Source organism: Bradyrhizobium sp. SZCCHNS3016 (genome assembly GCF_032484535.1).
Taxonomy (GTDB): Bacteria; Pseudomonadota; Alphaproteobacteria; order Rhizobiales; family Xanthobacteraceae; genus Bradyrhizobium.
The window spans coordinates 246,528-259,255 of the sequence record NZ_JAUETE010000012.1 but is presented as its reverse complement, the minus strand read 5'-3'; the positions used below and the strand labels follow the sequence as shown (position 1 = coordinate 259,255).

Sequence of the window (12,728 nt, the reverse complement as noted above, 5' to 3'; positions counted from 1 at the left end):
GACCAATTGAATCCACCGGGTGTTCCAGGCCGTACCTGTGGTGACCGCCGCGTGCTTTTTTCTTTGCACGCGGGCCACGGGCCTCAGCCGAGGCCCGGCCTTCCCTGCGCCCTCTGCAAGGAGAGGGCGATCAGACGAGCAAAGACTCGGACGCGAAAGCGGGTGCGAGGATGGCCAGTCGTGCCGAAAATTCCGGTGTCGTCCCGGCGAACGCCGGGACCCAGACTCCCCGACATGGGTGTGAGGCACGCTGGAGCGATGAGACCGGGCGGTCATGCCGGCCGGTGGTTATGGATCCCGGCGTTCGCCGGGATGACACTGAGGGGTGGGAGCAGGCTGGCCTCCATCGGCGTGTAGCGATGTGTCAGCCATGTCTCCGAACGGTCGTCTCACACGTTCGAAATCGAGCAGTGACCAGCTCATGATCGATGACGACGCGATGGAACGTCAGCGCGGCAAAACAGCAAAAAGCCGGGCGGGGCCCGGCCTTGATGATCTGACGATGCGGCCGCCCTCAGTAGGGGATCGGAATCCGGGTCGGATAGCCGCCGAGATCGGATGGTGCCATCAGCGGCTGGCGGTCGATCGGCCGGTTCAGATTCTCGCGCGCGAACGACGGGTAGCCGACAGCCGGAGGGAACGCATAGTCCGAGAACTTGCGGTCGCCCGGGAGCACCTCGGTGCCGCCGTCGAGGAACGAGCGGCGGGTGATGTAGATGCGGGTGCGCGGGCCGGACTGGTAGGAATAGTTCGGATTGCCGTTGTTGGTGACGGCAACGGCACGGCGCTTGGTGGTGGCGGCATCCGCCGAGGTGGCGGCAAGAGACGTGACGGCAAGGCCGGTCGCGGCGATCACCGCCAAGGCCATGACCCGGGTCGCAGCAGGAAATTCGATCATCACGTCCTCTTCCTCGCGCCAAAAGGGGCGGGCGCTCGCCATGCGCATGATTTGGCCCGCACAATATCTGGGTCGGCTGTGGCATCACAAGGTCATTCCCGCGGCGACGGGCAAGATAAATGCCTGCTGTGGCGGGAAAGTTGCATCAATATCCGTCACTTGCCCGTGGGTTTGACGGGTCGAATAGGATGCGGTCACGCCCAGCAACATCCGGACGCAGGCAGACATTCACAAGGCGCCGCGCAGCCTCGGATTGGCGGTCGAAGTCACCCAATCGCCGCTGCCGCTGGCGATGGCGGGTTCGTCGCAGCCGCCGCGCCGCTGATCGGTCCCCATGAAAAGCTGGCTCAGGGCCCGGTTCTGGTCGGGCGCCAGCAGGGTCAGCCGGTTGAGCATGCAGCCGACCATGGCGCGGCGCGCCGGCATCGTCACGCCCTGGCACGACCAGCCGGAGATCCGCAGCGCCGGCTCGGCGATGGTCTTGAGAAAGCCGAGGCAGGCTCCGGCGCCCTCGGGAGCCCCAGCCCGGCGGACCAGACTGACGGGGCCGAACCGGCTGTCGATCACGCCGGCGGTCTCGAGCTCGGAGGCGGAGTTGCGCCCCATCCGGACCGCGAGATCGGCCCGGGGATCACGCCTTGCATCGCGCTCCGGTCCGAACCGGTAGATCTCGAGCTCGGCAGCGGGGCGATCGGCGGGTTCGCCCCAGCGCAACACGTCCTTGCGGCCGCCTTCGGGATGGATGAGCACGGTGTAGGTGGCGGTCCTGTCGGGCTGGTCGGCGAGACGGAGCGAGAACGCCGGTACGGCGCCGTCGGCCAAGGTCCAGCCGGCGCGGCCGGACAAGCCCGCGTCATCGCCGCCGTCGAGATGGTTCCAGCCGGCCACGCCGAGCATGGCGATCAGCGCCAGAGCCCCCACATAGGCGAACAGGCGCGCAAATGTGCCGCAGACCTCGTCCGCGAAGCTCGGGAGCCCCTGCAGGACGGATGCGGATCGGGGCGCTGCGGCTGTTCTGGCCGAATCGGGCTGCATCGAATGCGAGACATCGTGGTAACGTTGTGTCAGGGACGTTTCTCGCATAGAAGCGCTGCCGCTTCCGTTTCCGCCTGGTTGCGCGATCGGCCATATTTCTTCGGAGAGTGAATGATGGGTTACAAAGTCGCAGTGGTCGGCGCGACCGGCAATGTCGGACGGGAAATGCTCAATATTCTCGATGAGCGCCAGTTTCCGGCGGACGAGGTCGTGGCGCTGGCGTCACGCCGCAGCGTCGGCGTCGAGGTGTCCTATGGCGACCGCACGCTGAAGGTCAAAGCGCTCGAGCACTACGATTTTGCCGATGTCGACATCTGCCTGATGTCGGCCGGTGGTTCGGTGTCGAAGGAGTGGTCGCCCAAGATCGGCGCCGCCGGCGCGGTCGTGATCGACAACTCGTCGGCCTGGCGCATGGATCCCGACGTGCCGCTGATCGTGCCGGAGGTGAATGCCGACGCCGCCGCCGGCTTCAACAAGAAGAACATCATCGCCAACCCGAACTGCTCGACGGCGCAGCTCGTCGTCGCGCTGAAGCCGCTGCACGACAAGGCGAAGATCACGCGCGTCGTGGTGTCGACCTATCAGTCGGTGTCCGGCGCCGGCAAGGATGCGATGGACGAATTGTTCTCGCAGACCAAGGCCGTCTACACCAATGACGAGCTGGTCAATAAGAAGTTCCCCAAGCGCATCGCCTTCAACGTCATTCCGCAGATCGACGTCTTCATGGAAGACGGCTTCACCAAGGAAGAGTGGAAGATGATGATGGAGACCAAGAAGATCTTGGATCCGAAGATCAAGCTGACCGCGACCTGCGTGCGCGTGCCGGTGTTCGTCGGCCACTCCGAAGCCGTCAATGTCGAGTTCGAGAATCCGATCACGGCGGACGAGGCCCGCAACATCCTGCGCAACGCGCCGGGCTGCCTCGTCATCGACAAGCACGAGCCGGGCGGCTACGTGACGCCCTACGAGGCGGCCGGCGAGGACGCGACCTATATCAGCCGCATCCGCGAGGACGGCACGGTCGAGAACGGTCTCGCCTTCTGGTGCGTGTCGGACAATCTGCGCAAGGGCGCGGCGCTGAACGCGATCCAGATCGCCGAGGTGCTGATCAACCGCAAGCTGATCACCGCGAAGAAGAAGGCGGCGTAACGGACTCGGTCAACACGCAACGTCTTCGGGGCGGGGGCGCGGGACACGATGAGCGAGAAGACCACGCCGGAAGCCGCCAAGCACGTCCCGGGTCCGGTCGAGCGCGGCCTCGAAGGCTTCCTGTTCAAGAGCCGCTGGCTGATGGCGCCGTTCTATGTCGGCCTCGTCATTAGCCTCGCGGTGCTCTTGTTCAAGTTCGTGTTGCTGCTGTGGGAGAGTGTCATTCATCTGCCCACCGCCAAGGAGAGCGATATCATCCTCGGCGTGCTCAGCCTGATCGACGTCTGCCTGACCGGCAATCTCGTGCTGATCGTGGTGTTCTCGGGCTACGAGAACTTCGTCTCGCGCATCGATCCCGGCGGCCATCCGGACTGGCCGGAATGGATGACCAAGGTCGACTTCGCCGGGCTGAAGCAGAAGCTGCTCGCCTCGATCGTCGCGATCTCGGCGATCCAGCTGTTGAAGGCGTTCATGAACCTCGACGCCGGCTACGACTCGACCAAGCTCGCCTGGCTGGTCGGCGTGCACATGACCTTCGTGGTGTCGACGGTGATGCTCGCGCTGTCGGACCGCTGGTCGGGTGATCATTGAACAGGGACGAATAGCGAGGAGCGAATGGCGAATAGGGCCGATGAACTCCTCGCTACTTCCCATCCGCTATTCGCCAGCGCGCGCACTCTTGAATTCCTTGGCCGCCTTGTCGAGCACGAACAGCGAGCCCTCGGCGACGCCGAAATAGGCCCCATGGAGCTGCAGGTCGCCGGCCTCGACCCGGCTGCGGACGAAGGGGAACGTCATCAGGTTCTCGAGGCTACGGAACACCGCGGCCTTCTCGATCCGGGTGACGAAGTCCTGGAAACTCTCATGCGTGCGCTGTTCGACGACCTCGCCGGGCTTGATGAACATCGACATCCAGCGGCCGATGAAGTCGCCCGGGGACAGCGGCGCCGCCTTGTCGACGAAGGCGCGGATGCCGCCGCACTGGGCGTGGCCCAGGATGACGATGTGCTTCACCTTCAGCACGGTGACGGCATATTCCAGCGCCGCCGACACGCCGTGCGCGTTGGCGTCCGGCTGATAGATCGGCACCAGGTTGGCGATGTTGCGCAGCACGAACAATTCGCCGGGACCGACGTCGAAGATCACCTCGGGCGAGACACGCGAGTCGCAGCAGCCGATCACCATCACTTCGGGCGACTGGCCGCGCTCCGAGAGCTCGAGGTAACGGCTCTGTTCGGTCGGCAGGCGCTGGGTGCTGAAGGCGCGATAGCCTTCGAGCAGGCGTTGCGGAAACGAGATCATGGACCTTGCCTAAACACATGCGGCTTCCGGGAACAAGCCTTTCGGCCGGCCTCCCGAAATGGTATCGCGGGCCGCGTCGATAAACCAAGGGAAACGCCGAAATGATCCGCCCGCGCCGCAGTCTCCTGTTCATGCCCGGCTCCAATGCGCGTGCGCTGGAGAAGGGGCGGAACCTGCCGGCCGACGGGCTGATCCTCGATCTCGAGGATTCGGTGGCGCCGGATGCCAAGGCCGCCGCCCGCGACCAGATCGCGAAGGCGGTGGCGGCCGATGGCTACGGCAAGCGGGAACTGCTGATCCGTATCAACAGCCTGGATACGGCGTGGTGGAGCGACGACGTCGCCATGGCCGGACAAGCGGCGACCGACGGCATCCTCGTTCCCAAGGTGTCGACCGTCGAGGACCTTCGTCTGGTCACGGATCGTCTGGCCGAGGTCGGGGCAGATCCGGCGCTGAAGGTCTGGGCCATGATCGAGACGGCGCGCGCCGTGCTCGATGCCGATCTGCTCGCGGCCACGGTGCACGAGCCGGGCTCGCGGCTCGCCGGCTTCGTGTTCGGGCCCAATGACATCTCGCGCGAGACCCGCATCCGCATGCTGCCGGGCCGCTCCACGATGCTGCCGATGATCAGCCACTGCATCCTGGCGACGCGGGCCCATGGGCTGGAGATTCTGGACGGGCCTTACAGCGACTTCGCCAACACCGACGGATTCGCGCAGGAATGCATCCAGGCCCGCGATCTCGGCTTCGACGGCAAGACGCTGATCCATCCCGGTCAGATCGATGCCTGCAACGCGATCTTCACGCCGCCGGCCGACGAGGTCGCCGCGGCACGCAAGATCATTGCCGCGTTCGAGCTGCCGGAGAATGCTTCGCGCGGCGCGATCCAGATCGACGGCCGCATGGTCGAGCGGCTGCATGCCGAGATGGCGCGACGCACGATCGCGATCGCCGATGCGATCGCGGCTGTGGCGAAGTGAGGCGTCAGATGCGGCGGAGACTGAGGATGTAGTTGACCAAGTCGCCGCGCTGCTCGGCGGTCAGGATGACGTTGGGCATCGTCGGGTGGCTGCTCTGCAGGAACACCTTGAGCGACAGCTCGGTGGTCGAGGGCATGTTGGCGACGGCCACAAAGTCGGGGGCGGTCGTGGTCTGGCTTCGCGCGCCGCTCGTGTCGATGGCGTGGCAGGTGCTGCACCAGGCCTCCGCCAGCTTGCGGCCGGCCTGCACGCTGTCGGCCGCGGGCGTCACGCCGCCGGCATTGTGCAGCCGGATCAGCAGCATCGCGCCGAGCGCGAGCAGGATCGCGACGCCGACATGGAGCCAGGTGTTGCGGTACAGATTGGGCAGGCTCATCGCGTTGCTTCGCTGAGTGGGAGGGAGACGGCGATCAGTGCTTGACCGCGGCGGTGCCCAGGCGGTCGATGGTCGGGGCGTTGAGGCAGTACTCCTCATAGTGCTCGGCGCTCGTGCCGGCGGCAAGATCGCGATGGCAGCGCGGCTTGTCCTTGCACATGGCGCAGACGCGCTCCATGTCGCGCAGCACCAGCGGCTCGGCGCGCCCCAGCGAGGCTTCGTCGATGCCGAGCGCCTTCAGCATCCGGGGCAGCTCGTCGGCGGCGTGCTCGCCGTGACGGACCAGTTCGTCGAGATCCGCCGGTGTGACCTGCAGGTCCATCGCGATGCGCTCGAAATCGTCGCGGTCCAGCTGCCGGATCTCGCTCAGCTCACGCCGGTGCCGGAGCCATTGCGCGAACGTATCGATCAGGAACTGAACCCGCGGATAGGGCTTGGCGTCTACGGTCATGACACGTCTCCGATGATTGTTCGCAATCAATCACCGGGTGGACGCGCGGACGTTGCGGTAGATCAAGCAGCGAATCGGTCCTGCGCAGGCCGCAAAGCTGCGCGGCGAAGGTCAGCGCGGGGCAAATCGATCGGCCGCCCACGCATAGAGGCTGCCAGGGATCGGCGCCTCGCCGCCGCGGCCCTTCGGCGAGATGTGCAGGCCGATGATCGCGGGATCGCCGATCAGGCCGGAGAAGTCGGAGGGATCGAAGAACGCCTTCGGCTCGGCATGGACAGCGTAGAAGCTACGCTTCGGCAGCGCGTGGCGCAGCGAGCCGTGGCGGCGGGCCAGCGCCGTCAGCGCGGCAGGGCCGAAGATGGCGACGCGGATGTCCGAGAGGCGGTCGGAGCCGCCGCGCAGGTGGCGCATCGCATAGGTGAGGCGATGACGCAGCGACAGCCAGTTCGGCGTCAGCTCGTCCTGCGCCATCAGCGCAGCGAACTCGGCGACGATCGGATCGTCCGGCGGCAGGTAGAGCACGGAGTTGCCGAGCTGCCGCGGACGCTCCCAGGCGAAGTAGGGCAGAGCCGGATCGATCTCGACCGGCCTGAGCAGCAGCACGTCGGCATCGAGCCAGAGTCCGGCGCGCTGTGCCATCAGCCGCATCCGGAAGAAGTCGCTGAACTGCAAGGTGGTCCAATCGCGCCAGCTGCCGTCGGGCTGCGGCGGCCTGAGACGTTCGGAGAATGCGTAAGGAAGGACCGCCTCGGCCTCGGCATTGCCGACGCCGTCGGGCAGGCCGGGCAGCGGATCGAAGCTGTAGACGGTGACCTTGTGGCCGGCGGCGAGCTGCGAGCGCAGGCAGGTCTGGCGCAGCCGGTCGAGCGGCCCGCGCCAGAAGGTGACGACCTCGGGCAATACACGCGTCAACGGCGGACCTGCTGGGCTGCTCTCGAAACAAGGCCCCGGACGAGGTCCGGGGCCCGCGAACTCTCTGCCTTCAAGCGGGGCTCAGGCCCAGGCGCGCTCGGCCAGCTTGGCCTCGTAGCTGTCGATCGAGGCCTTCTTCTCCAGCGTCAGCCCGATGTCGTCGAGCCCATTGAGCAGGCAGTGCTTGCGGAACGGATCGATGTCGAACTTGACGGTGCCGCCGTCGGGGCCGCGGATCTCCTGGTTGGCGAGATCAACCGTCAAGGTCGCGTTGGCACCGCGCTCGGCGTCGTCGAACAGCTTGTCGAGATCGGCCTGCGACACGCGGATCGGCAGAATGCCGTTCTTGAAGCAGTTATTGTAGAAGATGTCGCCGAACGAGGTCGAGATCACGCAGCGGATGCCGAAGTCGAGCAGCGCCCAGGGCGCGTGCTCGCGGCTCGAGCCGCAGCCGAAATTGTCGCCGGCGACAAGGATCTTGGCGTTGCGATAGGCCGGCTGGTTGAGCACGAAATCGGGGTTCTCGCTGCCGTCGTCCTTGTAGCGCTGCTCCGAGAACAGGCCCTTGCCGAGGCCGGTGCGCTTGATGGTCTTCAGGTATTGCTTGGGGATGATCATGTCGGTGTCGACATTGATGATCTTCAGCGGCGCGGCGACGCCTTCCAGCGTGGTGAACTTGTCCATCGGGGCACCTTCGAGAATACGGGCAGGCCGCTGTTTAGCCCGAACGGCGGGGCGGATAAAGTCAAAATCCCGGTGCTATCGGCCGGGTCGTCAGTCGACGGACGCCTCGATCGCCTCCATGTCGTCGTCGGACATTCCGAAATGGTGGCCGATTTCGTGGATCAGGACGTGGCGGACGATGTGCCCAAGACTCTCGTCGTGCTCGGCCCAGTAATCCAGGATCGGACGGCGGTAGAGCCAGATCATGTTGGGCAGCCGGGGCAGGTCGTCGTTGCTGCGAAACGGCAGTCCCGTGCCCTGGAACAGGCCGAGCAGGTCGAACTCGCTTTCGGCCTGCATCTCGTCGAGCACCTCCTCGGTCGGAAAGTCGTCGACCCGGATGATGACGCCCTCGCAAAGCCTGCGAAAATGCTCGGGCAGACGCTCGAACATCTCGTGCGCCATGACTTCCATGTCGGCGAGCGATGGGGCTTTCAGATCCGTCCACATTGCCGCCTTCTAGCCCGGCTTTGATCATCTTGCATCTTAGTTCTATGACATGTGGGGCGGCGCCGGTTGACGCAGGGGATGAAAACGGCGACCGTCTTGGCGCGCGAATTGGGGGTTGGGGACAGATGAGACAGATGTCGATGGTGCTGGCCGGGACGGCGCTGGCCGCGGCGGTCGTGATCTCGATCTCGGCGGGAGCGCAAGCGGAGCAGGCCGCGGGCGTACGCGGCGCCGTCCAGAGCGAGATGAGCACGGATCTCTCCGCGCAGCGTCGGCAACGACGGATCCAGATCTATCCGCGCTACGAGGGCCATTGGCAGCCCGATGTGGTGCCGCGCTTCAATCCGGGTCCGAACGCGGTTCGTGTATGCGATGCCACCTATGTTCCAGAGCATCGGCCGAGCGGCACCGTGATCGTCCCGCATATGAGTTGCGTCTGGCGGCGCGGCTGACCGCTGGTCCCGCGCACTGCGCTGCTTGGCGGCGAGGCGCGGATCGAGCGCGGCGACGTCACCGTCCGGACACAGTGCCGATATCTCGCGCACTGCGGTGGAACCATGTGCGACATATCGGCATTCTGCTCCTGCGCAGGTCTTCATGTCCCATTCACGTCGCTCGTTCGAGACTGGTCTGCGTCGCGCTGCTGCGGCCGCCCTTCAGGCAACTGACAAGGCGGAATGTACGGTGCCGGACGTGATGTCAGGCGATCGAGGGAGAAGTTCATGACTGTGATGAAGCTGTTGGGCATCGCGGCGGTTGGCGCCGTTCTCGCGATGGCTGCCCCCGCCGAACGCGCGCAGGCGCTGTCGCTGATCAATCCGGGCGCCGCGACCGCGGTGCAGCAGGGCACGGCGCAGGAGACCACGCAGGCGCATTGGCACGGCCGCCACCATTGGCATCCCCGGCGCCACTACTATCCTCGGCATTATTATCATCCGCGGCATCACTGGCGGCCGCATCACTACGGATATCGCCATCACGGCCGCTGGTAAGCCGCGCTTTCCGGCCGATCGAGACAATGACCGAAATCAAACAGGCCCGCTTTGCGGGCCTGTACGTTGATGGGGGCTGGCAACGAGGTTCGCCATGAAACCATCAGTCAACAGAACCTGGCTCGGGATCGGCATCGTCACGGTGGCGATGCTGCTTGCGAGTTCCGCTGCCACCTCTCCTGTCGCCGCCGCTCCCGCCGTCACGCAGGCGCGTCAGACCGCAACGGATCCTGGCCCGCGCCGGGAGGGTCGCAGAGTGAAGCCCGTGGTGTCGACGGCGGAGGTGCCCCACTATCTTGACCGTCCCACGGACTACGCGCCGGCCTATCCGCCGGGCCCCTTGGTTCTGTTCACGCCGTTCTACGATTGAGGCCATGTCAGCGAGGCGCGTCGCGTTCGCGGAGCAAATGCCTGCGCGTGGTTAGTTGCGAAGTCCCCGCACGAGCAGCGCGTCAGCCCTTGCGTCGGCATCCGTGATCCTGAGTTGCAGGACGACGTAGAGGCTCACGTGCATCTCCTCTGCCGCGACGCCACGCCGCAGATGCGCGTGCACCGTGCATCACTGACGAGCATCATTCATGCCGCATTCACGTCGCTATCTCTACGTTCATGTTGGGGGGCGCCAATCCACCGATCGGACGACCAGCATCGGCGCTGCATGGGTCCATCGTTGCACGGCATTCAGGGAGAAGGGACCATGATGAGGATGAAGGACCAGCGCGCTGGTCTGGCTCGTCGCCTCAGTCTTGCGGCGGCGACATTGTTTCTCTTGGCCGGCGCGTCCGGCCGGCCGGCGCTTGCGATGTCGCCGGTGAGTCCCGGCGCCGGGCCTGCGACGCAGGCGCCCTCCGACGTGTTGGCCGTTCAGGTCCGAGGACCCGGCGGCCATGGCGGGGGTGGCGGCGGCGGACATCCCGGCGGTGGTGGATTTCACGGCGGACCGGCCTTCCACGGCGGCGGCGGTGGCCCGGCGTTCCATGGCGGCGGCGGCCACGCCTTCGGAGGCGGTGGTCCGCGTCCCGTCTTCCACGGCGGCGGCCCGGCCTTTCACGGCGGATTCGCCCCGCGGCCGGTGTTCCATGGCGGCGGCTATCATTATCGTCCGCACTATGCCTACCGGCCGTACTTCCATCACCACCGTCGGCACTTTTACGGCTATCGCAGCTACTACACGCCGGTCTATACGTCGGGCTACTACTATCCTTATCGCCGCTGTCGCGTCGTCTGGACCTATTACGGGCCGCGCCGCATCTGCCACTATCGGCATTGGCGGGGTCATCACTGGCGTCCGCATCACCGGTGGCATCATCGCCACCACCGGCACCATTGGCGCTACTACTGACGGTGTCTGAAGTTCGAACGAGACAGGGAAGGACGCTCAACGGCGTCCTTCTCTCATTTCAAGGGGATGAGTGGGGCGCGGCGGTCAGAGCCAGTCCTTGAACTGCCAATTCCTCACACTCAGCTTCCAAGGCACCAGCGTCTCCAGGCGCCATTTGGCAAAGCGGCCGGGCGGCCAGTTCGACAGCCGCCGCTCCTCCTTCGGAGCCTCGGGCTGGGCAATGATCTTGGCGGGCGGTGTCTTGCGGCGCTGGCGCGTCGCATCACGGATGAGGTCGACGTATTCCGGCTTGTCGGCCATGTCAGGCTCCTCGGCACGTTCCTCTGCAGACGCAGCGCGTCCGGCGGTAGGATTGTGCGCGCTGAGACTTAAGAAGCCATTGCCGAACCGTGTCGATGTTGAGGTGAAATGAAAAACGCGACGGCTTGGTGAAGCCATCGCGCTCGTTTGTAGACCGGCCGCCGTGCCGGATGTGAAGCAGCGAGATGACGTCAGCGCCAGTCGCGCACGTCGACGAAGTGCCCTGCGATCGCGGCCGCCGCAGCCATCGCGGGCGACACCAGGTGGGTGCGGCCCTTGAAGCCCTGGCGGCCCTCGAAGTTGCGGTTCGAGGTCGAGGCGCAGCGCTCTTCCGGCGCCAGCTTGTCCGGGTTCATGGCGAGGCACATCGAGCAACCCGGCTCGCGCCATTCGAAGCCGGCCTTGATGAATATCTTGTCGAGGCCCTCGGCTTCGGCCTGCTCCTTGACGATGCCCGAGCCCGGCACGACCATCGCATTGATGTGGCCGCTGACGGTCTTGCCTTCGGCGATCTTGGCTGCGGCGCGCAGATCCTCGATGCGACCGTTGGTGCACGAGCCGATGAAGACGCGGTCGAGCTTGATGTCGGTGATCTTCGTGCCCGCGGTCAGGCCCATGTACTTCAGCGCGCGATGCTTGGAGATGCGCTTGGCCTCGTCGGCGATCTTGTCCGGATCGGGCACCACGCCGGTCACCGAGATCACGTCCTCGGGCGAGGTGCCCCAGGTCACGATCGGCGGCAGCTTGGCGGCGTCGAGCCGGAGCTCGTGGTCGAAATGCGCGCCGTCGTCGGAGCGCAGCGTCTCCCAGTAGCGCATCGCTGCGTCCCAGGCGGCGCCCTTCGGCGCCTTCGGCCGGCCGCGCAGGAAGTCGAACGCCTTCTGGTCGGGTGCGACGAGACCGGCGCGTGCGCCGCCCTCAATCGACATGTTGCAGACGGTCATGCGGCCTTCCATCGACAGCGCGCGGATCGCCTCGCCGGCATATTCCAGCACGTAGCCGGTACCTCCAGCGGTGCCGATCTCGCCGATGATGGCGAGAATGATGTCCTTGCCCGTTACGCCGTCCGGCAGCACGCCGTCGACCGTGACGCGCATGTTCTTCGCCTTCTTCTGGATCAGCGTCTGCGTCGCCAGCACGTGCTCGACCTCGGAGGTGCCGATGCCGTGCGCCAGCGCCCCGAACGCGCCGTGGGTCGAGGTGTGGCTGTCGCCGCAGACGATGGTGGTGCCGGGCAGCGTGAAGCCCTGCTCCGGGCCGATGACATGGACGATGCCCTGGCGGCGGTCGAACTCGTTGTAATATTCGATGCCGAATTCCTTGGCGTTCTCGGCCAGCGTCTTGATCTGCTCGATGCTCTCGGGGTCGGGGTTCGGCTTGCTGCGATCGGTGGTCGGCACGTTGTGATCGACCACCGCCAGCGTCTTCTCCGGCGCGTGCACCTTGCGGCCGGTCATGCGCAGACCCTCGAACGCCTGCGGCGAGGTGACCTCGTGGACCAGATGGCGGTCGATGTAGAGCAGGCAGGTGCCGTCGTCGGCCTCGTGCACCAGATGGTCGTTCCAGATCTTGTCGTAGAGCGTCGTGGGTTTCGACATGAGCGAATGCTCCCGGGAATGAAGGTTGAAACGGGACGCGTGACGGGCACGCGTGAACAATCAGGAATGAGGTGCTGCGGCTTACAGCGCGCGCCTAAGCTCAGATGTCGCCGAGGTGGCGAAGCGTCCGAAGAACCGCCCGGGCAGCCGGCGGCGATCGTCGATGACGACGCGGCGACAGGCCATGCTGGTGCGATCTAGAACCATTTCAGAGGGATAT

General features: G+C 65.6%; 17 protein-coding genes. 7 read left to right on the top strand and 10 right to left on the bottom strand.

Annotated features, from left to right (window positions below; all coding sequences use genetic code 11):
* Positions 1–514: 514 nt before the first annotated feature.
* Positions 515–898 carry a hypothetical protein gene (locus tag QW881_RS23110; RefSeq protein WP_315740669.1) on the bottom strand — a complete coding sequence of 128 codons (384 nt, stop codon included), beginning with the start codon at positions 896–898 and terminating at the stop codon, positions 515–517.
* 228 nt (positions 899–1,126) lie between these two features.
* Positions 1,127–1,933, bottom strand: coding sequence for a hypothetical protein (locus QW881_RS23105; protein WP_315757116.1), 807 nt, complete (start codon positions 1,931–1,933; stop codon positions 1,127–1,129).
* A gap of 114 nt (positions 1,934–2,047) precedes the next feature.
* On the opposite strand from QW881_RS23105, the gene QW881_RS23100 reads away from it, so the two are divergent.
* Positions 2,048–3,082, top strand: coding sequence for an aspartate-semialdehyde dehydrogenase (locus tag QW881_RS23100; protein ID WP_315740740.1), 1,035 nt, complete (start codon positions 2,048–2,050; stop codon positions 3,080–3,082).
* Between the two features lie 48 nt (positions 3,083–3,130).
* Positions 3,131–3,673, top strand: a complete 543-nt coding sequence (locus QW881_RS23095; protein ID WP_315740671.1) for a TIGR00645 family protein — start codon at positions 3,131–3,133, stop codon at positions 3,671–3,673.
* Between the two features lie 66 nt (positions 3,674–3,739).
* Here the strand turns inward: QW881_RS23095 and QW881_RS23090 are convergent, their stop codons facing one another.
* On the bottom strand, positions 3,740–4,384 hold the full coding sequence (locus QW881_RS23090; protein WP_315757117.1) for a carbonic anhydrase: 645 nt from the start codon (positions 4,382–4,384) through the stop codon (positions 3,740–3,742).
* Positions 4,385–4,485: 101 nt separating this feature from the next.
* Between QW881_RS23090 and QW881_RS23085 the strand changes: the two genes are divergently transcribed.
* The gene (locus tag QW881_RS23085; protein ID WP_315740673.1) at positions 4,486–5,364 is read left to right on the top strand and encodes a CoA ester lyase; all 879 of its coding nucleotides are present in this window, start codon (positions 4,486–4,488) and stop codon (positions 5,362–5,364) included.
* 4 nt (positions 5,365–5,368) lie between these two features.
* Here QW881_RS23085 and QW881_RS23080 read toward each other — a convergent pair whose 3' ends face one another.
* The 5 genes from QW881_RS23080 to QW881_RS23060 form a co-directional block, all read right to left on the bottom strand.
* Entirely contained in the window at positions 5,369–5,740 is a 372-nt protein-coding gene (locus QW881_RS23080) for a cytochrome c (protein WP_315757118.1), read from the bottom strand.
* 34 nt (positions 5,741–5,774) lie between these two features.
* A complete protein-coding gene (locus QW881_RS23075; protein WP_315740675.1) occupies positions 5,775–6,191 on the bottom strand; it encodes a DUF6455 family protein in 417 nt (138 codons plus the stop codon).
* A 111-nt stretch (positions 6,192–6,302) separates the two neighbouring features.
* The gene (locus tag QW881_RS23070; RefSeq protein WP_315757119.1) at positions 6,303–7,103 is read right to left on the bottom strand and encodes a hypothetical protein; all 801 of its coding nucleotides are present in this window, start codon (positions 7,101–7,103) and stop codon (positions 6,303–6,305) included.
* Between the two features lie 81 nt (positions 7,104–7,184).
* Positions 7,185–7,787, bottom strand: a complete 603-nt coding sequence (gene leuD / locus QW881_RS23065; protein ID WP_315715892.1) for a 3-isopropylmalate dehydratase small subunit — start codon at positions 7,785–7,787, stop codon at positions 7,185–7,187.
* Between the two features lie 90 nt (positions 7,788–7,877).
* Positions 7,878–8,276 (bottom strand): metallopeptidase family protein, encoded by a 399-nt coding sequence (locus QW881_RS23060; protein WP_315740677.1) that lies wholly within the window; start codon positions 8,274–8,276, stop codon positions 7,878–7,880.
* Positions 8,277–8,419: 143 nt separating this feature from the next.
* On the opposite strand from QW881_RS23060, the gene QW881_RS23055 reads away from it, so the two are divergent.
* The 4 genes from QW881_RS23055 (at position 8,420) to QW881_RS23040 (ending at position 10,610) form a co-directional block, all read left to right on the top strand.
* Entirely contained in the window at positions 8,420–8,728 is a 309-nt protein-coding gene (locus tag QW881_RS23055) for a hypothetical protein (RefSeq protein WP_409997714.1), read from the top strand.
* A 270-nt stretch (positions 8,729–8,998) separates the two neighbouring features.
* Positions 8,999–9,268 carry a hypothetical protein gene (locus QW881_RS23050; RefSeq protein WP_315757121.1) on the top strand — a complete coding sequence of 90 codons (270 nt, stop codon included), beginning with the start codon at positions 8,999–9,001 and terminating at the stop codon, positions 9,266–9,268.
* A 94-nt stretch (positions 9,269–9,362) separates the two neighbouring features.
* Positions 9,363–9,638, top strand: coding sequence for a hypothetical protein (locus tag QW881_RS23045; RefSeq protein WP_315757122.1), 276 nt, complete (start codon positions 9,363–9,365; stop codon positions 9,636–9,638).
* Between the two features lie 327 nt (positions 9,639–9,965).
* Positions 9,966–10,610, top strand: coding sequence for a hypothetical protein (locus QW881_RS23040; RefSeq protein ID WP_315757123.1), 645 nt, complete (start codon positions 9,966–9,968; stop codon positions 10,608–10,610).
* Positions 10,611–10,694: 84 nt separating this feature from the next.
* Here the strand turns inward: QW881_RS23040 and QW881_RS23035 are convergent, their stop codons facing one another.
* Positions 10,695–10,910: a hypothetical protein gene (locus tag QW881_RS23035; RefSeq protein WP_315715897.1), complete on the bottom strand. Its 216-nt coding sequence runs from the start codon at positions 10,908–10,910 to the stop codon at positions 10,695–10,697.
* Positions 10,911–11,101: 191 nt separating this feature from the next.
* Positions 11,102–12,508 carry a 3-isopropylmalate dehydratase large subunit gene (leuC, locus tag QW881_RS23030; RefSeq protein WP_315757124.1) on the bottom strand — a complete coding sequence of 469 codons (1,407 nt, stop codon included), beginning with the start codon at positions 12,506–12,508 and terminating at the stop codon, positions 11,102–11,104.
* Positions 12,509–12,728: the final 220 nt, after the last annotated feature.

Bases quoted from the DNA above. Each gene is read 5' to 3' on its own strand.
- QW881_RS23090 (WP_315757117.1), bottom strand. From the start codon at position 4,384: ATGATCTCGTTTCCGCAACGCCTGCTCGAAGGCTATCGCGCCTTCAGC.
- QW881_RS23060 (WP_315740677.1), bottom strand. From the start codon at position 8,276: ATGTGGACGGATCTGAAAGCCCCATCGCTCGCCGACATGGAAGTCATG.
- QW881_RS23075 (WP_315740675.1), bottom strand. From the start codon at position 6,191: ATGACCGTAGACGCCAAGCCCTATCCGCGGGTTCAGTTCCTGATCGAT.
- QW881_RS23100 (WP_315740740.1), top strand. From the start codon at position 2,048: ATGGGTTACAAAGTCGCAGTGGTCGGCGCGACCGGCAATGTCGGACGG.
- QW881_RS23080 (WP_315757118.1), bottom strand. From the start codon at position 5,740: ATGAGCCTGCCCAATCTGTACCGCAACACCTGGCTCCATGTCGGCGTC.
- leuD (WP_315715892.1), bottom strand. From the start codon at position 7,787: ATGGACAAGTTCACCACGCTGGAAGGCGTCGCCGCGCCGCTGAAGATC.
- QW881_RS23110 (WP_315740669.1), bottom strand. From the start codon at position 898: ATGATCGAATTTCCTGCTGCGACCCGGGTCATGGCCTTGGCGGTGATC.
- QW881_RS23040 (WP_315757123.1), top strand. From the start codon at position 9,966: ATGATGAGGATGAAGGACCAGCGCGCTGGTCTGGCTCGTCGCCTCAGT.
- QW881_RS23045 (WP_315757122.1), top strand. From the start codon at position 9,363: ATGAAACCATCAGTCAACAGAACCTGGCTCGGGATCGGCATCGTCACG.
- QW881_RS23035 (WP_315715897.1), bottom strand. From the start codon at position 10,910: ATGGCCGACAAGCCGGAATACGTCGACCTCATCCGTGATGCGACGCGC.
- QW881_RS23095 (WP_315740671.1), top strand. From the start codon at position 3,131: ATGAGCGAGAAGACCACGCCGGAAGCCGCCAAGCACGTCCCGGGTCCG.
- QW881_RS23105 (WP_315757116.1), bottom strand. From the start codon at position 1,933: ATGCAGCCCGATTCGGCCAGAACAGCCGCAGCGCCCCGATCCGCATCC.
- QW881_RS23050 (WP_315757121.1), top strand. From the start codon at position 8,999: ATGACTGTGATGAAGCTGTTGGGCATCGCGGCGGTTGGCGCCGTTCTC.
- leuC (WP_315757124.1), bottom strand. From the start codon at position 12,508: ATGTCGAAACCCACGACGCTCTACGACAAGATCTGGAACGACCATCTG.
- QW881_RS23085 (WP_315740673.1), top strand. From the start codon at position 4,486: ATGATCCGCCCGCGCCGCAGTCTCCTGTTCATGCCCGGCTCCAATGCG.